Annotated in this window: 25 protein-coding genes; 11 read left to right on the top strand and 14 right to left on the bottom strand. The window is 63.8% G+C overall.

The annotated features are described in order from the left end of the window. Nucleotides 1–6 precede the first annotated feature (6 nt). The 7 genes from queD (at nt 7) to AC07VI_RS08010 (ending at nt 7,997) form a co-directional block, all read left to right on the top strand. Complete coding sequence (queD, locus tag AC07VI_RS08040) at nt 7–453, top strand: 6-carboxytetrahydropterin synthase QueD (RefSeq protein ID WP_035819191.1); 447 nt, start codon at nt 7–9, stop codon at nt 451–453. Then, on the top strand, nt 446–955 hold the full coding sequence (gene tadA, locus AC07VI_RS08035; RefSeq protein ID WP_086144472.1) for a tRNA adenosine(34) deaminase TadA: 510 nt from the start codon (nt 446–448) through the stop codon (nt 953–955). Before queD ends, tadA begins: the two co-directional genes overlap by 8 nt. A 248-nt stretch (nt 956–1,203) precedes the next feature. Further along, nucleotides 1,204–3,558: a TonB-dependent hemoglobin/transferrin/lactoferrin family receptor gene (locus AC07VI_RS08030; protein ID WP_086144473.1), complete on the top strand. Its 2,355-nt coding sequence runs from the start codon at nt 1,204–1,206 to the stop codon at nt 3,556–3,558. Between the two features lie 61 nt (nt 3,559–3,619). After that, complete coding sequence (locus AC07VI_RS08025; RefSeq protein ID WP_492994338.1) at nt 3,620–4,774, top strand: hemin-degrading factor; 1,155 nt, start codon at nt 3,620–3,622, stop codon at nt 4,772–4,774. A 162-nt stretch (nt 4,775–4,936) separates the two neighbouring features. Continuing rightward, entirely contained in the window at nt 4,937–5,854 is a 918-nt protein-coding gene (locus AC07VI_RS08020) for an alpha/beta fold hydrolase (protein ID WP_086144475.1), read from the top strand. Between the two features lie 32 nt (nt 5,855–5,886). After that, entirely contained in the window at nt 5,887–6,804 is a 918-nt protein-coding gene (gene ldcA / locus AC07VI_RS08015) for a muramoyltetrapeptide carboxypeptidase (RefSeq protein WP_492994336.1), read from the top strand. A 5-nt stretch (nt 6,805–6,809) separates the two neighbouring features. After that, on the top strand, nt 6,810–7,997 hold the full coding sequence (locus AC07VI_RS08010) for a DUF418 domain-containing protein (RefSeq protein WP_193068863.1): 1,188 nt from the start codon (nt 6,810–6,812) through the stop codon (nt 7,995–7,997). Here AC07VI_RS08010 and AC07VI_RS08005 read toward each other — a convergent pair. Then, nucleotides 7,994–8,710, bottom strand: a complete 717-nt coding sequence (locus AC07VI_RS08005; RefSeq protein ID WP_086144478.1) for an SOS response-associated peptidase — start codon at nt 8,708–8,710, stop codon at nt 7,994–7,996. The genes AC07VI_RS08010 and AC07VI_RS08005 overlap by 4 nt on opposite strands. Nucleotides 8,711–8,854: 144 nt before the next feature. On the opposite strand from AC07VI_RS08005, the gene AC07VI_RS08000 reads away from it, so the two are divergent. Further along, nucleotides 8,855–9,076, top strand: coding sequence for a hypothetical protein (locus AC07VI_RS08000; protein ID WP_086144479.1), 222 nt, complete (start codon nt 8,855–8,857; stop codon nt 9,074–9,076). A 33-nt stretch (nt 9,077–9,109) separates the two neighbouring features. On the opposite strand, the gene AC07VI_RS07995 is transcribed toward AC07VI_RS08000, so the two are convergent. The 6 genes from AC07VI_RS07995 to AC07VI_RS07970 all read right to left on the bottom strand — a co-directional run bounded on the left by AC07VI_RS07995 (nt 9,110) and on the right by AC07VI_RS07970 (nt 12,463). Beyond that, complete coding sequence (locus tag AC07VI_RS07995) at nt 9,110–9,355, bottom strand: hypothetical protein (protein ID WP_086144480.1); 246 nt, start codon at nt 9,353–9,355, stop codon at nt 9,110–9,112. 82 nt (nt 9,356–9,437) lie between these two features. Further along, nucleotides 9,438–9,743: a hypothetical protein gene (locus AC07VI_RS07990; protein ID WP_139842397.1), complete on the bottom strand. Its 306-nt coding sequence runs from the start codon at nt 9,741–9,743 to the stop codon at nt 9,438–9,440. Between the two features lie 236 nt (nt 9,744–9,979). Continuing rightward, complete coding sequence (locus AC07VI_RS07985) at nt 9,980–10,186, bottom strand: hypothetical protein (RefSeq protein WP_086144482.1); 207 nt, start codon at nt 10,184–10,186, stop codon at nt 9,980–9,982. A 95-nt stretch (nt 10,187–10,281) separates the two neighbouring features. Then, on the bottom strand, nt 10,282–10,851 hold the full coding sequence (gene mntP / locus AC07VI_RS07980; protein WP_086144483.1) for a manganese efflux pump MntP: 570 nt from the start codon (nt 10,849–10,851) through the stop codon (nt 10,282–10,284). Nucleotides 10,852–10,911: 60 nt separating this feature from the next. After that, nucleotides 10,912–11,766 carry an undecaprenyl-diphosphate phosphatase gene (locus AC07VI_RS07975; protein ID WP_492994332.1) on the bottom strand — a complete coding sequence of 285 codons (855 nt, stop codon included), beginning with the start codon at nt 11,764–11,766 and terminating at the stop codon, nt 10,912–10,914. Between the two features lie 76 nt (nt 11,767–11,842). Beyond that, nucleotides 11,843–12,463, bottom strand: coding sequence for a LysE family translocator (locus tag AC07VI_RS07970; RefSeq protein ID WP_086144485.1), 621 nt, complete (start codon nt 12,461–12,463; stop codon nt 11,843–11,845). A 169-nt stretch (nt 12,464–12,632) separates the two neighbouring features. Here AC07VI_RS07970 and AC07VI_RS07965 point away from each other — a divergent pair, with 169 nt between their 5' ends. Next, nucleotides 12,633–13,514 (top strand): LysR substrate-binding domain-containing protein, encoded by an 882-nt coding sequence (locus AC07VI_RS07965; RefSeq protein ID WP_086144486.1) that lies wholly within the window; start codon nt 12,633–12,635, stop codon nt 13,512–13,514. Between the two features lie 9 nt (nt 13,515–13,523). Here the strand turns inward: AC07VI_RS07965 and AC07VI_RS07960 are convergent, their stop codons facing one another. The 5 genes from AC07VI_RS07960 to AC07VI_RS07940 all read right to left on the bottom strand — a co-directional run bounded on the left by AC07VI_RS07960 (nt 13,524) and on the right by AC07VI_RS07940 (nt 18,029). Further along, a complete protein-coding gene (locus AC07VI_RS07960) occupies nt 13,524–14,387 on the bottom strand; it encodes an alpha/beta hydrolase (protein ID WP_492994329.1) in 864 nt (287 codons plus the stop codon). A gap of 85 nt (nt 14,388–14,472) precedes the next feature. Beyond that, nucleotides 14,473–15,111 (bottom strand): hypothetical protein, encoded by a 639-nt coding sequence (locus AC07VI_RS07955; protein WP_086144488.1) that lies wholly within the window; start codon nt 15,109–15,111, stop codon nt 14,473–14,475. A gap of 108 nt (nt 15,112–15,219) precedes the next feature. After that, nucleotides 15,220–15,546: a hypothetical protein gene (locus AC07VI_RS07950; protein WP_099374404.1), complete on the bottom strand. Its 327-nt coding sequence runs from the start codon at nt 15,544–15,546 to the stop codon at nt 15,220–15,222. Nucleotides 15,547–15,571: 25 nt separating this feature from the next. Beyond that, entirely contained in the window at nt 15,572–16,261 is a 690-nt protein-coding gene (locus AC07VI_RS07945; protein ID WP_492994327.1) for a hypothetical protein, read from the bottom strand. A gap of 97 nt (nt 16,262–16,358) precedes the next feature. Continuing rightward, entirely contained in the window at nt 16,359–18,029 is a 1,671-nt protein-coding gene (locus tag AC07VI_RS07940; RefSeq protein ID WP_492994326.1) for a DUF6138 family protein, read from the bottom strand. A 460-nt stretch (nt 18,030–18,489) separates the two neighbouring features. Between AC07VI_RS07940 and AC07VI_RS07935 the strand changes: the two genes are divergently transcribed. Next, nucleotides 18,490–19,182, top strand: coding sequence for a DUF3334 family protein (locus tag AC07VI_RS07935; RefSeq protein WP_086144492.1), 693 nt, complete (start codon nt 18,490–18,492; stop codon nt 19,180–19,182). Between the two features lie 59 nt (nt 19,183–19,241). On the opposite strand, the gene AC07VI_RS07930 is transcribed toward AC07VI_RS07935, so the two are convergent. Continuing rightward, the gene (locus AC07VI_RS07930; protein WP_492994323.1) at nt 19,242–19,688 is read right to left on the bottom strand and encodes a GNAT family N-acetyltransferase; all 447 of its coding nucleotides are present in this window, start codon (nt 19,686–19,688) and stop codon (nt 19,242–19,244) included. A 48-nt stretch (nt 19,689–19,736) separates the two neighbouring features. Further along, nucleotides 19,737–20,411, bottom strand: coding sequence for a hypothetical protein (locus AC07VI_RS07925; RefSeq protein WP_492994322.1), 675 nt, complete (start codon nt 20,409–20,411; stop codon nt 19,737–19,739). Nucleotides 20,412–20,694: 283 nt separating this feature from the next. Here AC07VI_RS07925 and AC07VI_RS07920 point away from each other — a divergent pair, with 283 nt between their 5' ends. Next, entirely contained in the window at nt 20,695–22,215 is a 1,521-nt protein-coding gene (locus tag AC07VI_RS07920; RefSeq protein ID WP_492996327.1) for a sigma-54 interaction domain-containing protein, read from the top strand. Nucleotides 22,216–22,247 lie beyond the last annotated feature (32 nt).

The raw sequence follows: 22,247 nt of genomic DNA, 5'->3' as shown, positions 1-22,247 counted from the left end.
AACAATATGCTCACTATCACACGCAAGCTCGAATTCGACGCGGGCCACCGCATTCCCGACCACAAAAGCCAGTGCCGCAACCTGCACGGCCACCGCTACACGGTGGAAATCACCCTGGTCGGCAAGGTCATCGAAGCGGAAGGCAATTCCGACAATGGCATGATCATGGACTTTTCCGACGTGAAAACCCTGGCCAAGCAGCACCTGGTCGACGTGTGGGACCATGCCTTCCTCGTGTATGAAAAGGATACGGCCGTGCGCGACTTCCTGGCCAGCCTGCCCGACCATAAAACCGTCGTCATCGACCGCATCCCGACCGTGGAAAACCTGGCGCGCATCGCCTTCGAGATCCTGAAAGCGGCATTTACCGACCATTTCGGCACGGGCTTGCACCTGCATAAGCTGGTGCTGCATGAAACGCCGAATTGCTGGGCTGAAGTGACCGATGACTGAAGTGCTCGATAGCGCGCAGGACGCGCGCTACATGCGGCTGGCCCTGGAACAGGCCCAGCACGCGTGGGACCTGGGTGAAGTGCCCGTGGGCGCCGTCGTCGTCAAGGATGGGGAAGTCATCGCCGTGGGCTACAACCAGCCCATCGGCCGCCACGACCCCACGGCGCACGCGGAAGTGATGGCCTTGCGCGCCGCCGCCGACAAGCTGGGCAATTACCGGCTGCCAGGCTGCGAGCTGTACGTGACCCTGGAACCGTGCGTGATGTGCTCGGGCGCCATGCTGCATGCGCGGCTGGCGCGCGTGGTGTACGGCGCGGGCGACCCGAAGACGGGCGCCTGCGGTTCCGTGCTGAACCTGTTCGAGCAGCCGGCGCTGAACCACCAGACGGCCATCGCTGGCGGCGTGCTGGCCGACGAGTGCGGCGCCTTCCTCAAGCGTTTCTTTGCCGAGCGCCGCCGCGCCCAGGCGGACGCGCGCAAGCTGGCCCGTCCTCCGGCCTGATGTTGGCCCAGACAGGGCAGGGCCGCCATGGCCTCGCCGGTCTGTGCGCCATGCCTTGCCAGCCATTGCGGATGGCATTTTTTATAATTGTTGCGAAATAACATCTGCCTGGAGCAATTGCCATTCTCAAATGAGAATGATTCGTGTTACAGTATTGTTTTCGCCAGCAAACTTTCCTTATGCATCGTTAACACTTTCGTTATCGATCCGGGTTCAAGAGCCAGCCTCCACTCTTACACCGGATCATCATGACTACAGTGCTACTGCAGCGCTCCGCTGCGCCCGTCGTATCTCCCCTTCCTGCCCGCCGCCACAACCTGGTGCTGCGCGCCGCCTTGCTCGGCCTGTTCGCCGCGCCGCTGCTGCCTGCCGTGGCGCAAACGGCCGCCATCAACGCGGGCACGGCCGCCCAGGAACAGGCCAGGCTGCCTGTCTTCCCGGAAATCGTCGTCAACGCCAAGCAGGATTACGAACGCCGCGCCGGTACCAAAACGGTGATCCGCAGCGACGACCTGGAGCGCCGCAACGTGACGGACATGGCTGGCATCGTGCGCTATCAGCCGCTGATCAGTACGCCAATGGCGGCTTCGGGCGGCGGCGGCATATGGGATGGCGCGGGCAACACCGGTTACAACATCCGTGGCCTGGAAGGCAACAGGGTCAGCCTGGAACTCGACGGCATTTCCCTGCCTGATGCTGCACCGAAGCCAGACAGCACTACCCTCAACGCGTTTGGCATGGGCCGCGATTATTTCGATCCTGAAACTTTCCGCGAAGTGCGCATCGATTCGGGCACGACGGCCGTCAGCGGCGCCAATCCTGGCCTGGGCGGCGGCGTGGCTTTCATCACCAAGTCGCCCGAGGATTACCTGGGCGAAGGGGCGGATCATTACGTGGCGTATAAATACGGCCGCGCCACCGCCGACCGCAGCAATGCGCACACCCTGACGGGCGCCGCCAAGATCGGCGCCAATCTGCAAGGCCTGGCCGTGTACGTGCACCGCGATGGCGAGCAGCTCGACAGCCGTGGCAGCGCGCCCGTCAACCCGGATGACTGGCATTCGAACGCCTTGCTGTCCAAGCTGGTGTGGACCTTGCCGGGCGAACAAAAGCTGGACTTGACGGTCGACATGTTCGAGCGCAAGAACAAGCGCGATTTGCGCAACAAGGTCAGCGCCTTGTATCCGGACGGCGTGCAGCAGGATTCCACCACCAGGCGCACCCGCGTCAGCCTGGGGCATGATGTGGTGCTGAAGGACTTCGCCCTGTTCGACCGCTTGACCTCGAAAGTCTATCTGCAGAACGCGAAGATCGACGACAAGAGCAAGGGGCGCTATACCTACCGCGGCAATTTCCAGCGCGCCATCGACACCAGCTTCAAGAACGACAGCATCGGCCTGACCTCGGAAGCGTTCAAGCAAGTCAATGCCGATAACGCGCTGCTGTATGGCGTGCAGCTGGAGCAGGGGAAATCGCGCCGTCCGTGGATGGAGGACCGTACGGCGGTCGCCACGGGCGCGCACGAGATCACGCGCAAGAACCGCATGGCCGACATGGACAGCACCAAGCTGGCGCTGTATGTGCGCGACGACCTCAGCTTTAATCTGGCTGGCAAGAAAGCCGTGCTGACGCCGGGCTTGCGCGCCGACTACCGCAAGAATGAGCCGAAAAATCTGCAAAACTACGTGATCGCCGTGCCGAACGCGGCCAAGGAGGTGCGCAAGGAAAGCGATAGCTATTTCACGCCCAGCCTGAGCCTGTCGGTGGAAGTACTGCCGCAAATCAATGCTTACGCCACCTTTACCCGCGGCACGCGCCTGCCGACGCCAGTCGAGCGCACGGGCACCTACGATTCCTTCAGCTACACGAGCACGAATGGCTATGCCATCCTGGGCAATGCCAATTTGCGCAAGGAAACCAGCAAGGCCTACGAACTGGGCCTGAAGGGCGACGTCGTCAAGGGCTTGAGCATGCATGCCTCCGTTTACCAGACGGAATACAAGGACATGATCGAGTATGTGATGCAGGACGATGACCCGGTGAATTACCCCACCATCACCCAGGGCTTGTACCGTCCGGAAAACATCGGCAATGCCCGGACCTGGGGCGCCGAGCTGAGCCTGCACGCGGAACTGGGCACCTGGCTGCCCGCCATGCAGGGCTACCGCGTCGACCTGGCCACGGGCGTGGCCAAGGGCCGCTCCTTCAATACCCTGACGGGCGACAGCGGCGGCCTGGCCTCGGTGGCGCCGGCCAAGACGGCGCTGACCTTCGGTTATGACCATGCGAACCAGCTGTTCGGGCTGGAATTGACGGCGCTGCATGCCGGCGAGAAACAGGCGCCGAACGACTTGCTGATGGGCACGACCGCACCGCGCTTCACCGTGCCGTCGTACACGATCTTCGACCTGTCGACCTACTGGAACGTGCACAAGAACGCGAAGATCGTCGTCGGCGTGTACAACTTGACGGATCGCAAGTACTGGGATTACGCCGCCGCGCGCAGCCTGTCCGCCGGCACCACGGCCGCCAGCCGCGCCGAGATCGAGCGCTACGCCAAGCCGGGCCGCAACGTCGCCGCCAGCCTCAGCGTCAATTTCTAAATTTTTCCGGGGAGGGGCGCCTGCCCCTCTTTTTTTCCATGTTTGATTGAATGGTCTCTCTATGAAGTTATCCAAACTCGTTCTCTCCCTGCTAGGCAGCCTGCTGATTGCAAACGCATACGCGGCCCCAGCCACCCTGGCGGAACGCTGGTCCACCCTGCGCACGGAGCAGCCGAAGCTGCAGATCCGCGACGCGGCCCGCGCCCTGGGCGTGTCCGAAGCGCAATTGCTGGCAACCAATGTCGGCAAGGGCGTCACGCGATTGCAGGCCGATGGCAACCAGCCGCGCGAAATCATGCGCGCCGCGCTGGACCTGGGCCTCGTGCAGGCGATCACGCGCAATGAAAACGGCGTCATCGAAACGACGGGCGTGGCCAGCAAGTTCAAGCAGGCGGGCGACAAGTCCGAGCAGGCCGACGCCAAGGACCCGGAAACGGAAGCGCGCCAGCGCAATATCGCAGGCGGCTACCTGGGCGGCCAGATCGACCTGCGTTTCCACTTTGAAAACTGGAAATACGCATTTGCCGTGGAACAGCTTGGTCGCGACGGCAAGCCGACGCGCAGCCTGCAATTTTTCGACGCCAACGGCACGGCCGTGCACAAGATTTTCCTGCGCAATGAAGCGGGCGTGGCCGTCTACGACAAGCTGGTGGCGGCCTTCCGCCTGCCGCAGCAAGGCGCCGAGCTGAACGTGCTGGCCGTGGCGCCGAAAGCGGCGGAAAAGCCGGATGCCGAAATCGACGTCAAGGAATTCCAGCTGGCCTGGAAAGACATGACGGACGTGCATCAGTTTGCGCAAATCATGCGCGAATTCCATCTGTCGCGCGAACAGGCGCTGCGCCTGGCGCCGGCCGGCGTGGTCGAGCGCGTGACGCCGCAAGCGCTGCGCACCCTGCTGGAAAACGCGGCGAAGGACAAGGTCGCCATCATGGTGTTCCTGGGCAACGAAGGCTTGACGCAGATCTACAGCGGCAAGATCGAGAAAACCATGGCCGCCGGCGGCTTCTTCAACGTGCTGGACCCGAACTTCAACCTGCACATCCGCGACACGGCCCTGCGCAGCGGCTGGGTCGTCAAGCGCGGCGGCGTCACTTCCGTCGAATTCTTCGACAACGACGGCACGCAAGTGGTCTCCTTCTTCGGCGTGCGCGAGCGGGGCAAGCCGCAGCCGCAAGCGTGGGTGGACCTGGCCGATTCCTTGCCAAAAGCCAAGTAAGCAGCATCATGGACACTGCACTGTTGCCGCCCGGCGTACCGGCGCGGCAACAGTGCAGAGGGACTTTCGCATGAGTCATGATGGTACTATCACAATAGTGGTATGCTGATTGCAAGGCCGCAGCGATCGTGTCTGCGTGCTGGTTCCTGAAGAGAGGCAATCATGGCAACCATCATGGCGAACGGCCTCAACATAGCTTATGAAAGCCACGGCAAGCCCGATGATCCCTGCGTGCTGCTGGTCATGGGCCTGGGCATGCAGCTGATCGCCTGGCCGGCGGACTTCGTCGAAGGCATCGTGGAGCAGGGCTTTCGCGTCCTGCGTTTCGACAACCGCGACAGCGGCCTGTCGAGCAAGATGGCGCTGGCGGGCAAACCCTACCTGCCCCTGGCCTACGTCAAGAATTTGCTGGGCTGGCCCCTGAAAACATCCTACACCCTCGATGACATGGCGGACGATGCGCTGGGCTTGCTGGCTGCCCTGCGCATTGCGCAGGCACATGTGATCGGCGTGTCCATGGGCGGCATGATCGCCCAGGTGATGGCGGCGCGCGCGCCGCAACAGGTGCTCAGCCTGACCTCCATCATGTCGAGCAGCGGCCGGCGCGGCTTGCCCGGCCCCACGCGGGCCGCGCGCAATGCCTTGCTGCAACGTCCGAAACGCAATGCCAGCCGCGCCGAGCTGATGGCCCACATGGCGGCCACCGTGCGCGTCATCGGCAGTCCCGCCTATCCCGTGTCGGAAAAACTGCTGTACCAGCGCATCGAGGCGGCGCTGGAGCGGGGCAGCTGTCCGGAAGGCGTGGCGCGGCAAATGGTGGCGATCGCCGCCTCGGGCGAGCGCACGGCCTTGCTGCCGAGCATCAGCTGTCCGGCGCTGGTGATACACGGCGCGGCCGACCCCCTGATTCCCGTCGCCTGCGGCATCGATACGGCGGCGCTGATTCCCGGCGCGCGGCTCGAAGTGATCGAAGGCATGGGGCACGACATGCCGCCCCAGCTGATCGAGCGCCTGCTCGCCTTGATCGATGTGCATCTGCAAGGTAAGATGGCGCCCCAGATGCGCTCCCAGCCAGCCTAGGCGCGCCCACCATTTTTGAAGGCACGGGCATTTTGAAGACACCTGACATTGGCATCGCCATCGTGGCGCCCGGCGGTTGCGCGCCCGATGACGCGGCCGTGGCGCGCGGCATCGTCCGCCTGCAGGCGCAAGGCGCCGCCGTCCACAATTACTACGACCCTGCACACACGTTCCAGCGCTTCGGCGGCACGGATGCGGGCCGCCTGGCGCAGCTCAACGCGGCAGCCGCCGACCCGGACGTGCAGGTGGTGCTGGCCTTGCGCGGCAGCTACGGCATCAGCCGCATCCTGCCCGACATCGATTTCGAGCGCATGGCCGCCAGCCGCAAGCTGTTCGTCGGCTACAGCGACTTCACGGCTTTTCACATGGGCTTGCTGGCGAAAACGGGCCGCGCCAGCTTTGCCGGCCCCATGCTCTGCGATGATTTTACGCGCGACGAGCCCGAGCAATTTACGCTCGATCAACTGTGGTCCTGCCTGGCCGGTCCCACGCACACGGTCAGCGGCACGTCCGTTGGCAATCCGCAGGCCGAGGCAGTGGGCACCTTGTGGGGCGGCAACCTGGCCATGCTGGTCCACTTGCTCGGTACGCCGTATTTCCCCCAGGTCGACGGCGGCATCCTGTTCCTGGAAGACGTCAACGAGCACCCGTACCGGGTCGAGCGCATGCTGCTGCAATTGCTGCACGCGGGCGTGCTCGAACGCCAGCAGGCCATCGTGCTTGGCGACTTTTCCGCCTATAAATTGAGTCCGATGGACAAGGGCTACGATTTCGACGCCATGCTGGCCTACGTGCGCGCGCGTCTGCCCGTGCCCGTGCTGACGGGGCTCGAATTCGGCCACATCCGCCGCCGGGTCACCTTGCCCTTCGGCGGCCAGGCGCGGCTGCAATCGGATGCGTCCGGCTTCCGCCTGCAGGTTGCCGATTACCCGACCCTGGCGCGCCCCTGAACTCCTTGAACGCCATTGGCGCCAGGCCGGGCAGGTTGCTGCAGCTCGACGTGCTGCGCGGCATCGCCGTGTTTGGCATCCTGCTGGTGAATATCTGGGGCTTTGCCTGGGGCACGAATTCCTTGCGCTACGGCACCTTGCCCGCGCAGCCTCCCGTGCTGGACCAGCTCGTCATTTTCGGCGTGGCGGCGCTGGCGCAATTCAAGTTCTATCCCGTCTTCGCCTATCTGTTCGGCGCCGGCTTTGCCCTGCAGACACGCTCGCTGCAGCGCCAGCTGGGCAGCTGGGAAGCGGCGCAAGCGGCCTACAAGCGCCGGCTGCGCTGGCTGCTTGTGTTCGGCCTGCTGCACGGTTTTCTTATCTGGAACGGCGACGTACTGACCTCGTATGCGGTGGCCGGCATGCTGGTCCTGCCGCTGGCAGGCGCCAGGCTCGGCCGCGTGCGCAACCGCGCCTGGCTGGTGGCGGGCGGTTTTCTGCTGTTCATGTGCCTCTTGATTCCCGTGGGCCAGCAGGGCGGCGCGCCCGATACGGCGCAGGATTTGCAGAGTTTTGCCGGCCGCTACGCCATCTACACGCAGGGGAGCGCCGGGGCCGTGGCGCAGCTGCGCGCCAACGATTTCCTCGTCTCGCTGCTGTACGCCATCGTCATGCTGCCGCACGTCATCGTGCTGTTCCTGCTGGGCATCTTGTCCGTGCGCCTGGGCTGGCTGACGCGGCCGCAGCGCCACCGCCGGCTGTGGCGCCGCGTGTGCGCCGCGGGACTGGGCGTGGGCTTTCCCTTGAACCTGCTGGCGGGCGGCGTCATCGCGCGCCAGGTGGCTGATCCATATCAAACTTTATTCGACGCGGCCCTGTTCGACGTGGGCCTGTTTGCGGGCGGCCCGCTGCTGGCGGCCGGCTACGTGGCGGCCCTGATGCTGGCCGGCCCCTGCATGCTGCGCTGGCTCGCTGCTTGGCTGGCGCCCGTGGGACGCATGGCGCTGAGCAATTATCTGCTGCAATCGGTGCTCGGCACCTGGCTGCTGCAGGGACCGGGCCTGGGCTGGGGCGCCACACTGCGTCCCATCGAGATGCTGGGCCTGGCCATAGTGATCATGGCGGGGCAGGTGCTATTGAGCCGCTGCTGGCTGCGGCATTTCCGCCAGGGGCCGATGGAGGCGCTGTGGCGCCGGCTGGCGCGCCTGCCTTAATCCTTCCCCCAGTCAAACACACCTTGCGGCGATGCCGGCGGCGGCGCCTTGGCCCTGGCGGACGGCACCAGCGGATTGTCGACGGCATGCCATTCGAACAAGTCCGCGTCGAGCATGCCGGTGCGCGCCAGCTGCAGCGCCGCTTCGGGCGACAGCTGCGGATCGAGCCAGCGGTGGGCGTCTTCCCGGCCGACGGCCACGGGGCGGCGGTCGTGGATATCGACCATGCCGCCCAGGCTGTCGGCCGTCACCAGCACGAAGCCCGCTTCCTCGCGGCTGTGCTTGTATGGCCCGAACTGGGCCAGCGCCAGCAGGAACAGGGGCGCGCGGTCGCGGCGGTGGATGTGCCAGGGCTGCTTGCCGCCTTTTTCGCCCGTCCATTCATACCAGCCCGACACGCAGACGATGCCGCGGCCCGCGCGCAGCAAGGGCTTCCAGTAGGCGCCGGCGAGTTTTTCCAGCCGGGCATTGATGGCGATGGGGATTTTTTTCTTGCCGGGCGCGGGCACGGCGTGCGCGGCCCAGGCGGGGCGGTAGCCCCAGTAGACATCGTCGACCCTGTGCTGGCCATCCTGGATGTGCAGCACGGGCCGGTAGGTGCCGGGCGACACGTTCAGGTGCGGCTCGGCCTCGCTGTCGAACACCGCGTCGGTCCAGCCGAAGGATGACGCCAGCACGCGCGCCGTGTCATTTTGGTCGAATCGTCCACACATGGCGAAATCATACCCGAATGCGGGGCGGCGCGAGGTCCCGCGCACGCGCAGGTCCTGAGTGTGATCAAACGTACAGACGATGCGCGGGCAAAGGCGCACAGTGGCGCTCAGTCAGGTCGCTGACGCTATTGCATCGGAGGCAACATGTCTTTTGAAAATCCCACCATCCACAAAGGATTCACCATCAGCGCCACGGCCAGCCAGCGCCGCGACGGCCGCTGGGTCGGCTCCTTCATCAGCCAGAACCATGCCCGCGGCGCATATGCGGACACCTGCGATTACGATGATTGCAGCAATGAAAAAGAAGCGCAGCAAGTGGCCCTGTCGGCCGGCTGGCGCCTGGCCGACGGCATGCCGGGCCGCTGAACCGTATCACCCTCAGCGCTGCAGTCCGGCATGTCAGCGTTTGCGGCGCAAGGCCAGCAGCAGGCCCAGCAGCGGGAAGAGCAGGGCGGCGCCCAGGCGCACGGGCGTCAGCGACGCCGTCTCGACGCCCAGCACATGGGGCAGGGCCAGCAGCAACAGGGGGGCTGGCACGGCAATGGCAAAGAAAAACAGATACCACGAGTAGCCATTCTTCTTGGCCAGCAAGGCGATCAGGCCGCAGCCGATCAGGAAGACCAGCGGCAAATTCACATGTTCCATTCGTTTAACATCTCGTTCGGGGGAAGCGCGTGATTATACGCGCGCCCGTGCCAGTGACGGCGGCCGTCGATACCGAGCTGCCTCAGTTGCCGACCAGGTCGGGCGGCTGCGGCGCCGGCTTGCCGCTGGCGGGCGCCTCGGCCGGCAGCAGGGCCGTGATGGCGCCGTTATAGATGAGTTCCTGGGCATACGCGGACGCCTCGATCAAGGCCGCATGCACGGACTTGAAACTGCTCGGCGTTTCAATCAGCACGGGCTTGGCGTACACCTGCAGCGTATCGCCGCGCTTGCTGATCAAGATCATGCCCCGGTAGCGCCCATCCTTCTCCAGCGCCCCCGCCACATGAAATTCATAGCCCCTGATCTGGTGTTTCTGTTGCTGATCCATGTTTGCCGCCTCCAGGTCCATTGTCACGGCATCGGCTCAAAAACTCGACAGGAACAGCAGAGTGTTTGATCTGCATCAATACCCCCATTCCTGACCTCGATCCAACGCACGTCACGACGCTTGCTGCAAGCGTAGCGAGCGGAGGTGATGTGTGGCCGAGAAGCGCAACCGTACATGAGTACGGTGAGCATCGCAGGCCGCAAAGCGCCCCGCGCAGTAGCTTGCGGCAAGCGTCATCACCCAGCGCGAATGGCGCGGATCTGCTGGGCCGTTTCCTCGATCTCGCGATACGCTTCCTGGATGTAGCCGCCGATCGGGTGCCCGTCCATCCATTCAAAATAGGCGCGCTCGTCGTGCTTGATGGCAAAGGGGATGTGGTGGTCGCGTATCGAGACGGCCGTCTCGCGCACCAGCGAGGCGAAGATCAGCTCCAGAGTTTCCATGAGGGTCACCTTGCGAGACATGAATGCAGAGCATTGAATGTAGCACAAAGCGGGCCGCCGGCCACGCCAGCGGCTGTGGCGTGCGCGCCCCGGCATCAGGCCGGATGGCCGATATGCTCGTACAGGATCACGCAGCCGATGATGATCAGCACCAGGCCGCCCGCGAGTTCGGCGCGCCGCCCGGCGATGGTGCCGAGCACGCGGCCCAGCATCACGCCCAGGGTTACCATGACGAAGGTGGAAAAGCCGATGGCGGCCGCCGTGACGACGATATTGGCGCCCAGCAAGGCCAGGCCCGCGCCCACCACCATGGCGTCGATGCTGGTGGCCAGGCCCGTGACGGCCAGCACCCAGAACGAGTGCGACTGCGCGGGCGCTTCTTCCTCGTCGGCGTCGGACAAGGCATTGCGTATCATCAACAGGCCGATGCTGCCCAGCAGGCTGAAGGCGATCCAGTGGTCCCACGCTTCCACGTAGGGCGCGGCCACGCTGCCCAGGGCCCAGCCGATGATGGGCGTGATGGCTTCGATGACGCCGAAGATCAGGCCCGTGCGCAAGGCCTCGCGCCATTGCGGCTTGTGCAGGGCGGCGCCCTTGCCCACGGCGGCCGCGAAGGCATCGGTGGACATGGCAAGCGAGAGGGCGGCGGTGGCGGCGAAATTCATCGTTGGCTTTCTGTGAAACCTGGCTGGGATGGTGGGTTGCAAATGACAAACCCGGCGATTCTACCCCAGGTACAGCACGACCAGCGAGGCCAGCAGGCAATAGGCGCCAAAGAAATGCCAGCGGCCCTGTTCCAGCCAGCGCGACAGCCAGCGCAGGGCCAGCAAGCCGGCCAGGAACGCGAGCAGCATGCCCAGCAGGCTGGGGCCGAGCAAATGCAGCAGGCTGTTGCCGTGTTCCAGATGGTCCAGGCTGCCATTTGCCACGGCCTGGTAGAAGCGCCAGCCTTCCTTGACCAGCACGGCGGGCGTCAGCACGACGGCCAGGGCGAAGCTGAATTCCTCGGCGCGGCGCTGCGGCACGCCCATGGCGATGCCGGCCGAAATGGTGGCGCCCGAGCGGGAAAAGCCGCGGAAGGGCAGGCACAGGCCTTGCACGGCGCCGATCACCATGGCCTTGCCGATGGACAAGGTGCCATGCTGGCGCGCCTGCAGGCGCGACGACACAATGATCAGCACGCCGGCGGCGGCCAGCGCGGCGGCCATTAGTTTGGCGTTGCCAAACAGGTGCTCGATTTCAAAGCCGGGCGCATTCTTGCTCATGACATGGGTGATGCCCTTGAGCAAGCCGAAGCCGACGATGCCCGTCAGGGCCGTGGCGGCCGCGAGCAGCAGCACATTGCTGCGCAAGGCGCCGGCCGAACTGAAATACGTGGCGCGCCAGGATGCCCAGAAATACACGATGACGGCGAACATGGTGCCTGTGTGTAACATGACGAGCAGCATGGTCAGCTCGGGCGAGGTGGGGTCCAGGCCCATCCATTTTTCCGCCATGATGACGTGGGCGGAGCTGGACACGGGCAGCAGCTCGGCGAAGCCCTGGACGATGGAGAGGATAAATAATTGCAAAAAGCTCATGGGGACGGGACTCGGGTGGCAAAGGCAAGGCCGCCGATTCTACCCGCCGTATCGCGCGCCTGCGCCGTGCGCGCCATTACAGTTTGTCCATGTTGGCGCAGGCCAGCAGCACGCCGAGGGCCATCAGCAGCGTGCCGATCAGGCGGTCGATGGTGTGCTGGTGCTTGACCATGCGCAAACGAAAGTTTGCCTGCGAGAAAAACGTGGCCACCAGGGCAAACCAGGCCAGGTGGATGGCGGACATGCACAGGCCGTAGCCGAACTGGACACTCAAAGGCGTGCCGGGCTGCACTACCTGCGTGTAGGTGCTGATGACGAACAAGGTGGTTTTCGGGTTCAGGGCATTCGTCAGGAAACCGCTCAGCAGGATCGTGCGCCGGGGCACGCGGGCGCCGCCCTGCAGCTCGATGACGAGACCGGCGCGGTTGCTCCAGGTTTTCCAGCCGATGACGATCAGGTACAGGGCGCCTACGGTCTTGATCAGCGTAAACAAGGCAGCTGAGCCGGCGATGATCAGCCCCACGCCAAACATCGTATAGCACACGTGCACTTGCACGCCCAGCGCGATGCCCAGCGCGGCCAGCAGGCCGGCACGGCGGCCATGCAGATAGCTGTTGCGCGTGACCATCGCGAAATCGGGGCCAGGCACGATGGAGGCCAGCAGGGTAATCAATGCAACGGCGAGCAATGCAATCATGGGTTTTCCTCGGGAAGTGGCGGCCGCATGGCAATCGGTGAGAATTCATCGCCTATATGGGCAAGACCGTGTGCCCATGCCGCTGGCCGGAAGTCCTATTATCCCGATAGTGGCGGACGATGAAAAACGATGATATCTTGCCGATATGTGTGAGAAAAAGTGACAGATCATGAGCAGACAGACAGCGCTTGGCAGCTTGCGTTTCTTCGAGGCGGCGGCCAGGCTGGGCAGCTTCGTCCAGGCGGCGGACGAGCTGCACGTGACGCACGGGGCGGTCAGCCGGCAAATCCGCCTGCTGGAAGCGTCGCTGGGGACGGCCCTGTTTGAACGGCGCAACCGCGGCGTCTTCCTGACCGCGCCGGGCGCGCAGTTGCGCGACGCCGTGCAGCAGGCGTTCGAACGGCTCGACGCCGCCCTCGATGCGGTGCGCCAGCCGGCGCGCCCGGCGCCGCTGGTGGTGTCATGCGAGCCGACGATCGCCATGAAATGGCTGATTCCCCGCCTCGGCGACTTTTACCAGCGCCATCCCGGCGTGCCGCTGCACCTGTACGCCGCGGGCGGGCCGGTGGCCTTCCAGCGCGACGCGGTGGACGTGGCGCTGCGGCGCAACGATTTCGCGTGGGATGGGGGATTGCATGTGGAAAAGGTGTGCGACGAATGGATCGCGCCCGTGTGCGCGCCGGCCCTGCTGCGGCAAGGCCGGCTGGACCTGTCCGCGCAGCGCCTGCTGCACACGGCGTCGCGCCCGGCCGCCTGGGCGCACTGGCGCGCCGCCGGCACGGACGACGGCAGCAGTAGCGACAGCCAGACCTACGAGCATTTCTATCTGAGCCTGCAAGCCGCTTGCGCCGGCCTTGGCGTGGCGATCGGCTCCATCTTCATGGTGCGCGAAGAGATCGACAGCGGGCGCCTGGTGGCGCCCCTGGGTTTCCGGCGCGACGGCAGCGGCTATGTGCTGCTGTCGCCGCTGCCGTTCGACGGCGATGCGCGCCGCACCACCTTGCTGCACTGGCTGTGCGAGCAGATGGGGTCGGCGCTGCCGGCGCCGTAGCAGCGCCGTTTACTGGGGCGCGGCGGCCGGCTTGAACACGGCGCGGAACGCTTTTAATGCTGCCGGGTGGTAGATGGTGCCATGGGTTTCGGCCGGCATCTTTTCCTGGTGCCATGCCAGGCCGGGCGGCGCCTGCTTTGCCAGCACGTCGGCCAGGCGCTGCACTTCCACGGCAATGCCCGCTTCGCCGCTGGACGCCAGGTACAGGCTGCGCTTGCCCGGCTTGCCCTTGGCCAGCAGATCGGCCGCCTGGCGCGGCAGGGCGCCGCCATTCCACCACAGGCTGGGGTCGAAGGCCAGGTAATGGTCGAACAGCTGCGGTTCCAGCAGGTATGTTTCCACCACGAACAGGCCAGCCAGCGATTCGCCGACGATGGCCGTCTCGCCCGTCGTGCGGTAGCGGCGTTTGACTTCCGGCATCAGTTCATCGCGGATGAAGGCCCGGTAGGCTTGCGAGCCGCCCACGACGGGAGCGATCTTGCGGTCTGCCGCGCTGTCCGTCGGCCCCGTCAGGTCGCGCCGGCGCTGCGTGTTCTGCATGCCGACCAGCATGAACGGGCGCATGGTGCCATTCGCTACCGACACCTGCAGCAGGCCGGCCACGTGCAAAAAGTCTTCCGCCACGCCGCCGTCGGGCATGTACAGCACGGGCAGCGGCGCGTCGGGCGGCGTATCCCAGGCGCGCGCCACATACACATTGATGTGGCGCTGTTCCTGCAGCGCCCGCGAATCGACGATGAAGCTTTCGCCGATGACCAGCGGCGTGGCCGCGCTGGCGGTAGCGCTAGCGGCGGGTGCGGCAGTGGCGAGGTGGAAGGGGCTGGACAGCAGCAGGGCGGCGGTGAGGTGCAGTGCAAGGCAAGGGCGGCGCATGTTTTCCCGATAAATAAGTTGGATGGATGGCATGGACGCGTATAGACATGCCACCAAGCAATTCTATCTTATCTTTGAGGCAGCTTTACTTGATCGTTAATAGTTTGCGCCCGCGCACGATCCCCGCCTTGTCGATAGTATAGGCAACGAGCAGGGCGCCGTCGTCGGCGCAGGCATGACAGCTCTTCAGGGGCGTGGAAAACAGCACGCTCTGGCCGCCGTCGGCCGTCGCCGTGCTGCCGACGAAGTCGGCGGCGGCGAACGGCACGGCGTCCGGGTGGGCGGCGGCAAACGCGCGCCAGGCGGGCGTGGCGCGGTCTTCCTCGCGCACGGAGTGCTCGTCGACGTCGACGGCTGCGCCATCGCTGCCGATCAGCAGAGTGCCTTCATTCGTGTTGGCGCGAAACGGATAGGTGACGGTGGCCAGGGACGCCTTGCCCAGCGGGCGCCAGGCGGAAATGTAGCCGGTCATGTTGGCCTTGACCAGCATCCTGGCGGCGACGAGGGCTTGCGGGCTGGCGCCCGCGCGCTGCATGGTGCGCAGCAGGCAGACATCGGGCGCAGTTTGCGATTGTTCGCTGCGGCAAGCCGACAGCGAGCGTTCCTGCCACACGACGCGCGCGTCGATGGTGCCTGTAGCTTGGGCATGGGCCGCCTGCATGGCGGCCAGGCCGGAGACGGCAAGGGCGCAGCTGGCCACGTGGCGCGAAAATCGTGTGGACATGGGGGGAGGCCTTTCAAGAGCGGAAACAGGAGAGCCTCCGATTATAGGAGGAGGCCGGCGCGCTTGCCCACACGAAACGCGCTTGCTGGCGGGCCGCTTGCGCCTCGTTCAGCGCTTTTTCGCCGCCGCCTGGCGCAGGGCCTTGGCTTCCTGCTTGTTGGGGATATGCGGACGCGTGGCCAGCTCCGCCTTGACGGCGGCGATGGCGGCGCCGAACTGCTGTTCGGCCTGCGCCGGGCTGGCGCCCGCATAGTGCTGCTGGCTGGATTGGGCGGCCCGCAGCCGGCGCAGCAGCGCCAGCAATTGCCTGGCGTGCAGGGCAGGCAAGTCTTGCGCCAGTGCTTGCGCGACCACCGCGCCTTCCACATGGTCCGGGTCGAGCAGGCGCAGCAAGGCCAGCCCTGCGGGCTGCGGTACAGGCGTCAATTTGTCCATCCAGCCATTCTAAACGAGGCCAGGATTACAGGTAATCCCAGATTTCATCGAAAGTTTCGCGCGCGAAATCGTTGCGCCAGGCTTCAGAGTTCTTTTCGCGGCTGACGGCAAACGCGGCGCGCCACGTCTGCTTCGGCGAGTTTGTGTAGCTGGCGGCGATCTTTTGCAGGCCCGCCTTGCATTGCTCGGCCTTGCAGCCGCTCTTGGCCAGCTGCTGCGCGGCGGTGGCCCACACCACGGGCACCTTGACGACCTGGCATTCGAAGCTGACGACAGCCGTCTGCATGCCGTTCTCCACCGTCACAGGGTCGGCCTTGGCGGCCTGGCACTCGGCGCCATTCTTGGCGGCGATGACATTGGCGGCCAGCTGTTCGGCGGCCGGCGTGACGGCAGCGCGCATGGCGGCGGGGAAAAGGTCGGCGATCAGCTTGCCGGTTTCTTTCGGGAATATTGCATCCGTTTCCTTCAAGCCGCTGTACGACGCATATTCGGCCGATTGCTGGCCGGCCAGGCGCGTGGGGCGCAGGTAGGCATTGAGCCGGGCGACGCTCGCTTCATCATGGTTGATGATGGTCTTGATGTAGAGGTTGGCCACGTCGACGGGGGCCATTTCCACCACGGTTTCGGCGGCGACGGCGGGCTGGGCCAGCGCCAGGGCGGCGGCAATGCTTGCCGCCAGCACGGTGGCGCGCGATGTTAGTTGTGTTACTTGCATGTAGATTCTCCACGATTCGATGTCAGGCGCCAAAAGATGCCTCGTGGCAACTTCGGCGCGCGCATTATAGATGGCAAAGTTCATAACGTTGCGCACATTAGGCGTCCGTCTTGCTGGCCGCTTCCAGCAGGGCCAGCAGCAACTCCTTGCGCCGCCCTTGCGCCTTGCGCGCCAGGGTGGCCAGTTTTTCCAGCTTGCCCCAGATGGGATACAGCATGTGTTCGACCAGATAGCCTTCCAGCCCCAGCAGTTGCTGGCAGAACAGCTCCAGTTTCTCCACCTCTTCCAGTTCCGCCTGGATTTTCACCTTGGCGCGGTCTGTGCACGCGCGCAGGCACGCCGCCAGCACGGGGACGGAGTCGCGCGTGACGCCATGCTTTTCGGCAAAGGCGGCCGTGAACTGGTCCTGCACCGACTGGTGTTCCTCGTCGACGCTGGCCATGTAGTGCTGCACCAGGGGGAAATAACGCGCGTCGAGCAGGCCCAGGCCGAACGTGGCGTAGCTGCCGGGCATGCAGTTCTTTTCGCCTTCCGTGTCGGCATAGAATTCGAATTGCTCGATGGCGGCGCGCGCATACGCTTCCAGCGGGGCGTGCAGTGCCGGATGGGCGAGGGCGTTGGCAAAGAAGCGGTGCGTGTCGGACCTGGCCAGGCCCTTCAGGGGAAGATACTGCTTGACCCTGGACTTGAGCTTGATCTGGCAGCTTTTCGGGAAGCCGTTGCTCAGCAAATGCGTGATGAAGGCCAGCGCCTGCGCATACGCCTCTGCCTCTTCGCGGGCTATCATGATGCTGATGGTGGCAAACACATCGTTGGCGCGGCATTCCAGCTGCGCATTTTTCAGGTGGATGGCGTCGGGCGCGAACGTGCCGCTGCCTTCCTTGAGCATGCGCACGGCCCGCTCGCTGCCCAGTTCGCGCGCGATTTCCAGGAATGTGAGGCCTGTCGACTTGGCGTAGCTCGGTTCATGGCGCAAGATCATGACGGCGCCGTACAGCAGCAGGTCGATGGGCGCCAGCGATTGCCTGTCAAGCGCGGCGCCTGCCTTCAGGGTGTATTCGGTGGCGCGGTAGCTTGATTTCCGCATGTCATAGAACCGCGGCAGGAACTGCTTTTCCGCCCATGCCGACACGGCCTGGATGATATCGCTGCGGTGTTCGGCCAGCGCTTGCGGGCGCGACTTGTTGAGCTGCTCGATGCGCTCGAACTGGGCGATCGTCCAGCCGATATCGGGCTGGGGAAACAGGTGGGGATCGAGCAGGTGGCGCGCCAGGAAGAAGGTTTCCAGCTTTTTCGTCGGACGGCTGCCATGCTCGAGTTTTTGCGCGACATACGCGTGTATGTTCTCCAGCAAGGTCTTGCGCTTGCCTTCGTTGACATAGTCGAGCAGGTCCAGGTGCAGCATGCCCTGCGCCGTCTGGAACTTGCCGCGAAAGCTGAAGCGGTAATCGACGAAGGGCGTGTCGGCCAGCGTGTCCAGCTTCGCCCGCACCAGGGCGGCCAGCCGGGGCGCGATGCTGTCGCGCACGACGGCTTCATCGAGGCGCGATGGCGTCCTCGGTGCGTCATCCTCGGCGTCGGCCAGATGGAAATCGTCGGCCGTGGTGCGCCCCGGCTTGTAGTCGAGCAGGAAATCGTTAAAGATTCCCATTTGCAAGGTGGTCCGCTTCACGGCCGCTTCCAGGTCGGTGCGCTTGAGGCGCTCGGCAAACCACGCTTCTATTGCCGCCGTCATTTCCGCCGTTGCCTGTTCTTGCAGTATGCTCATCCTGTCGTGCCTTTCGGTCAGTTGATCGTTCCATGCTGGCGGCGCCTGCCGCACCCAGCGCGGCAGTATAAGCGAGGCTGTCTTTTCGCCATGTTTTCAAACGTGCCAGGCTGATTTTTTGGCATGATTATCTTCCGGATAATGTTGTCTGCCTGCTTGCCGTGCGGCCGGGAAAGGCGCGCCATGCATGGGCTTTTGGTATTTCCGCACAGATCGTCAAGTAAATGCAGGTATGGCTGGACGGAAATGTTACATCTCGGTATTCTGCGCATCTGATACTTATTTCTATACAGAAAAAAGTAAGAGGATGGTTCGGGTCCGGCGGCGATGCCGGCGGACCCAGGCACGATCAGGCATGCAAAGGTGAAGTCGTCCGCCAGCTGAGCGAAACTGTCTTGTTTCGGCTCGCGGCGGGCAGGGAACAGTGCTGTCATCTTTAAAATAGTAGGAGAGGTTGCTCATGGATGCAGAAAAGGATGTTGTGTACGGTACAGAAGATTTGTTGATGAGTTTGTGCAACTCGGTGGTTCGGGTGCTCAACGTTGCAACGCAAAGCAAGGTAAATTATTCAGGCATGGTGCAGCGCATCACCAAGACGGGCCTGAAGCCGGACATCGGTTGTTTCGTCATGTTTGATGGCGGTTTCACGGGCCTGGTGGTGCTCAATTTCGCCGCCGATACGGCGATGGAAATCTACGAGCGCTACATGTTGCACATGGGTATGCCGAAGTCGGAGCTGGCCAGCTTCTACACGTCGGACGAAGTGTCGAACATCATGGGCGAGCTGATGAATCAGATCGTGGGCGATTTCACGGGCAAGGTGCGGCGTGAATTGCAAACGAATATCACCCAGAGCCAGCCGAAGATGCTGGTGCTGAACAAGCAGGTGATGCTCAGCGTCGATACGCCGCTGGACCGTCCGGAAATGCGCCGCGTCACTTTCTACACGGAAAAGAACAACATTTTCTATCTGGAACTGGCGATCGACCGTACCGAGTTCATCAAGCTGCACGATTTCGATTCGCGCGAAGTCGACGCCGACTCGCTGATGGATAGCGAATACGCGAACCGCGAGCGGGAAACGGTCCCCGCGCCCGCCGCGGAGCCGGAAGACGACGACAACGCCGACCTGCTCAAGTCGCTGGGCATGTAAGCGCATGTACCCGCCAGCGGCCGGCGGCAGGTTTGCCGCCGGCCGTTGGCAGGTACAGTCTACAGGGTCTTGCTCATGAATACCCGGCTCGTCCCTTCGGGACTGCAGGCAAGGTCGCCGAAGCGGCGCCAGCCGCGGCGCTCGTAAAATTCAGGCGCCTGGAAACTGATGGTGTACAGCACCGCCGAGGCGCAGCCGCGCCGGCGTCCTTCCTCTTCGAACTGCGCCAGTATCCGGCTGCCCAGGCCCAGGCCCCGCAAGGCGGCAGGCAAATAAAACAAATCGAGAAACAGCAGGCCCAGCGAGGTCCGGCCCATGGCGCCGCCCAGCACGCGCTGGCTGTCGCGGTCGCGCACGACCACGCTCAATACCTGCCTGTCCTGGTATCCCGTAATCGCATCGTTATAGGCGTTCAAGCCATCGAGGATGGTTTGCTCGACCTCCGCGTTGATCGTGGCGCTGACGGAAATGGTGTAGGGCAAGGCCTTGTGCGGGTGTGCAGGCATGGCGGACAGGAAAAGAGTCGATAACTGTATGAATATACAGTATTTTGCCTAATTTTTCCCGGTTTGTGGCGGCAAGGTCAATGTTTCCATGCGGCGCATGCCTACCATGCCGCTCTGCTGGCTGTCATCGAGCGACCAGTACTCAAGCGCATAGGCATAACTGCCGTCGATGATGGTCAGCGATTCCTTCTGGCGGCCGTTGGGCGCCTTGTAATACAGGCGCCGCGCGGGCCTGCCATCGACCGTGTGGCTGAACGCCTGCGGGCTCAGGGTGACGCGCTTGCCCGTCTTGCCTGCCATCGACAGCGCCGTGATCGTCACGTAGGCCCGGTCCGGGCAGCGCGCCAGCAGGTGCGCGCCGCCCAGGACGGTGGGCTGCGCCCGGTCCAGCGGAAAGCCGAAAGGCTGCACGCCGACAATATCGTTGCACCCCATCTGTTGCGCCAGGGCCGTCAGCGGGGCCGGATCGAGCGCGCTGGTCCAGTGTTTTTCGGCCGCCCGCGCCTGGCCCAGCGCCAGGCGGCGCTCCAGTTCGGCCAGCGAGATATCGCTGGGCACGGGCAGCGGCGCGGGCGCGCCGGGATCGGCGGCGCGGGACGTTTCCGCCTGCATGCGCGCGCTGACGGAGTGGCTGCGTTCGGCTTGCTCAAGCGGGCCGGCAGCCAGGGCCGTGTTGGCGAGGCCGGCGGCGATGGCCAGCGTGAAAACATGTTTGGTCAGCATGGGGATCTCGTGGACGCGCATCTTCATTGATAAAAAAAGATGTCGAACAGCCTGGCGGCACCTTTGATGACTATGAGAAACGCAGTGTGGCAAAAAAATACAAACTCGATATAAAAAAAGTATTTCTTAGCACCGTAGTGATAAATATCAAAAAGATTGTCACACATATACACAAATCTCGCTACCCTTCCAGAGGGCAGTTCCATCGCGTGTGTTCCTTTGCCAGTTCTATCTTAAGTCATTGATTATTAAGGATTCAATCCACTGCAGACAGTTGGCTGCGATGGTGTTTTATCCGCGCAGTCTTTCATTGACTTTTATCATTCCAGAAAGATTCTGGAAAGCTAGAAAGGCTTGCATGAGTGCGACAGCTTATCTGGCTGCCTGCAGGGCGCCTCTTCTTGCGGGACGCGATGACGCGATGTCTTCTGATGCTCGCAGTCCATTTGGAGGCTGGATGTTGAAACGACAGTTATTGCTTATCGATCTGAGTGGCAATGCTTCGCTACATGAGGCAGGCAAGCAGCAGTTTGGTGTGGCGTGGGAGGGCTGGCAGGTCTGCACCGTGATGAGCCTGGCGGCTGCGGCACGAGCGCTGCGCACGCACACCTTTCCCGTTGGGGTATTGATTTCCTCGTCCGGTGGGTTGGGAGAAATCGACAGTTTCCTGCATCAGCACTGGGATATGCAATGGGTGGGAATTTTTCCGCCACGCGCCCTGCAGACGGCCGCTTGCCGGCGCCTGGTACGTGACCATTGCCACGATTACCACACTTTGCCTGTCGACCTGCTGCGGCTGCGGCATACCCTGGGCCATGCTTATGGCTACGCCACTTTGCGTGAAATGCCGGACGCGCCTCTGTGTGCGCTGGAACAGCCGGACATGTCGCTCAAGGGCAGTGGCGTCGCCATCGGCCGTTTGCGGCGCCAGATCCTGAAGGTCGCCGCTGCCAGCGCGCCGGTGCTGATCTGGGGCGAGTCGGGCAGCGGCAAGGAATTGACAGCGCAAGCCATACACGTCCATTCCGCGCGCGCGGCAGGTCCCTTCGTCCCCATCAATTGTGGCGCGATTCCGGCCGGCCTGGCGCAATCCGAGCTGTTCGGCCATGAGCGGGGCGCGTTCACCGGGGCCACGCGCGACAAGCGGGGCTTGATCGAGTCGGCGGCCGGAGGCACGGTCTTTCTTGATGAAATAGGCGACTTGCCGCTCCCCTTGCAAACCAATTTGTTGCGTTTCCTGCAGGAAAAAACGATTTACCGTGTCGGCGCCACGCACAGTACCGCCGTCGACGCGCGCGTCATTGCCGCGTCGCATGTCCATTTGCTGGAGGCCGTGCAGCAGGGGACATTTCGCGAGGATTTGTACTACCGGCTCAACGTGCTGGCGCTCGATGTGCCTCCCTTGCGCGAACGGAAGGAAGACTTGATGTTGCTGGCAAACCATTTTTTTGCCGCTTTCATGGCGGAGCGGGCGCCGCTGGTGCGCGGCTTCAGCAACGCCGCCGTCGAAGCGATCTGCAAACATAGCTGGCCCGGCAATGTGCGCGAATTGATCAACCGGGTGCGGCGCGCCATGGTGATGGCGGAAGGCAGGGCGATCCTGCCACAGGACCTGGGCTTGTCAGTTGCGGACGCGCCGGGCGCCGATGTCGCACTCGGCAGTATTCGCTGGCGCGCGGACCGTGACGCTGTGCAGGCTAGCCTGGCCAGTGCCGGCAGCAATATCAGCAAGGCCGCGCGCGACCTGGGCGTGTCACGCATGACGCTGTACCGGATGATGAAAAAGCTCAATATCGAATGTTGAACCTGGCGCATCAGGGGCAAGTCTGCGCCATG

The organism is Janthinobacterium sp. GW821-FHT03A03, assembly GCF_059421435.1.
Note: the sequence above shows the minus strand (reverse complement) of the source record. Positions and strands in the feature narration are given on the sequence as shown.

Coding starts and splice junctions, on each gene's coding strand:
- AC07VI_RS07920 (WP_492996327.1), top strand. CDS start 20,695: ATGGTGTTTTATCCGCGCAGTCTTTCATTGACTTTTATCATTCCAGAA.
- AC07VI_RS08020 (WP_086144475.1), top strand. CDS start 4,937: ATGGCAACCATCATGGCGAACGGCCTCAACATAGCTTATGAAAGCCAC.
- AC07VI_RS07975 (WP_492994332.1), bottom strand. CDS start 11,766: ATGAGCTTTTTGCAATTATTTATCCTCTCCATCGTCCAGGGCTTCGCC.
- queD (WP_035819191.1), top strand. CDS start 7: ATGCTCACTATCACACGCAAGCTCGAATTCGACGCGGGCCACCGCATT.
- AC07VI_RS07965 (WP_086144486.1), top strand. CDS start 12,633: ATGAGCAGACAGACAGCGCTTGGCAGCTTGCGTTTCTTCGAGGCGGCG.
- AC07VI_RS07990 (WP_139842397.1), bottom strand. CDS start 9,743: ATGGATCAGCAACAGAAACACCAGATCAGGGGCTATGAATTTCATGTG.
- AC07VI_RS07985 (WP_086144482.1), bottom strand. CDS start 10,186: ATGGAAACTCTGGAGCTGATCTTCGCCTCGCTGGTGCGCGAGACGGCC.
- tadA (WP_086144472.1), top strand. CDS start 446: ATGACTGAAGTGCTCGATAGCGCGCAGGACGCGCGCTACATGCGGCTG.
- AC07VI_RS07950 (WP_099374404.1), bottom strand. CDS start 15,546: ATGGACAAATTGACGCCTGTACCGCAGCCCGCAGGGCTGGCCTTGCTG.
- AC07VI_RS07935 (WP_086144492.1), top strand. CDS start 18,490: ATGGATGCAGAAAAGGATGTTGTGTACGGTACAGAAGATTTGTTGATG.
- AC07VI_RS07960 (WP_492994329.1), bottom strand. CDS start 14,387: ATGCGCCGCCCTTGCCTTGCACTGCACCTCACCGCCGCCCTGCTGCTG.
- AC07VI_RS08005 (WP_086144478.1), bottom strand. CDS start 8,710: ATGTGTGGACGATTCGACCAAAATGACACGGCGCGCGTGCTGGCGTCA.
- AC07VI_RS07940 (WP_492994326.1), bottom strand. CDS start 18,029: ATGAGCATACTGCAAGAACAGGCAACGGCGGAAATGACGGCGGCAATA.
- AC07VI_RS08025 (WP_492994338.1), top strand. CDS start 3,620: ATGAAGTTATCCAAACTCGTTCTCTCCCTGCTAGGCAGCCTGCTGATT.
- AC07VI_RS07970 (WP_086144485.1), bottom strand. CDS start 12,463: ATGATTGCATTGCTCGCCGTTGCATTGATTACCCTGCTGGCCTCCATC.
- mntP (WP_086144483.1), bottom strand. CDS start 10,851: ATGAATTTCGCCGCCACCGCCGCCCTCTCGCTTGCCATGTCCACCGAT.
- AC07VI_RS07995 (WP_086144480.1), bottom strand. CDS start 9,355: ATGGAACATGTGAATTTGCCGCTGGTCTTCCTGATCGGCTGCGGCCTG.
- AC07VI_RS08000 (WP_086144479.1), top strand. CDS start 8,855: ATGTCTTTTGAAAATCCCACCATCCACAAAGGATTCACCATCAGCGCC.
- AC07VI_RS07930 (WP_492994323.1), bottom strand. CDS start 19,688: ATGCCTGCACACCCGCACAAGGCCTTGCCCTACACCATTTCCGTCAGC.
- AC07VI_RS07925 (WP_492994322.1), bottom strand. CDS start 20,411: ATGCTGACCAAACATGTTTTCACGCTGGCCATCGCCGCCGGCCTCGCC.
- AC07VI_RS07945 (WP_492994327.1), bottom strand. CDS start 16,261: ATGCAAGTAACACAACTAACATCGCGCGCCACCGTGCTGGCGGCAAGC.
- AC07VI_RS07955 (WP_086144488.1), bottom strand. CDS start 15,111: ATGTCCACACGATTTTCGCGCCACGTGGCCAGCTGCGCCCTTGCCGTC.
- AC07VI_RS08030 (WP_086144473.1), top strand. CDS start 1,204: ATGACTACAGTGCTACTGCAGCGCTCCGCTGCGCCCGTCGTATCTCCC.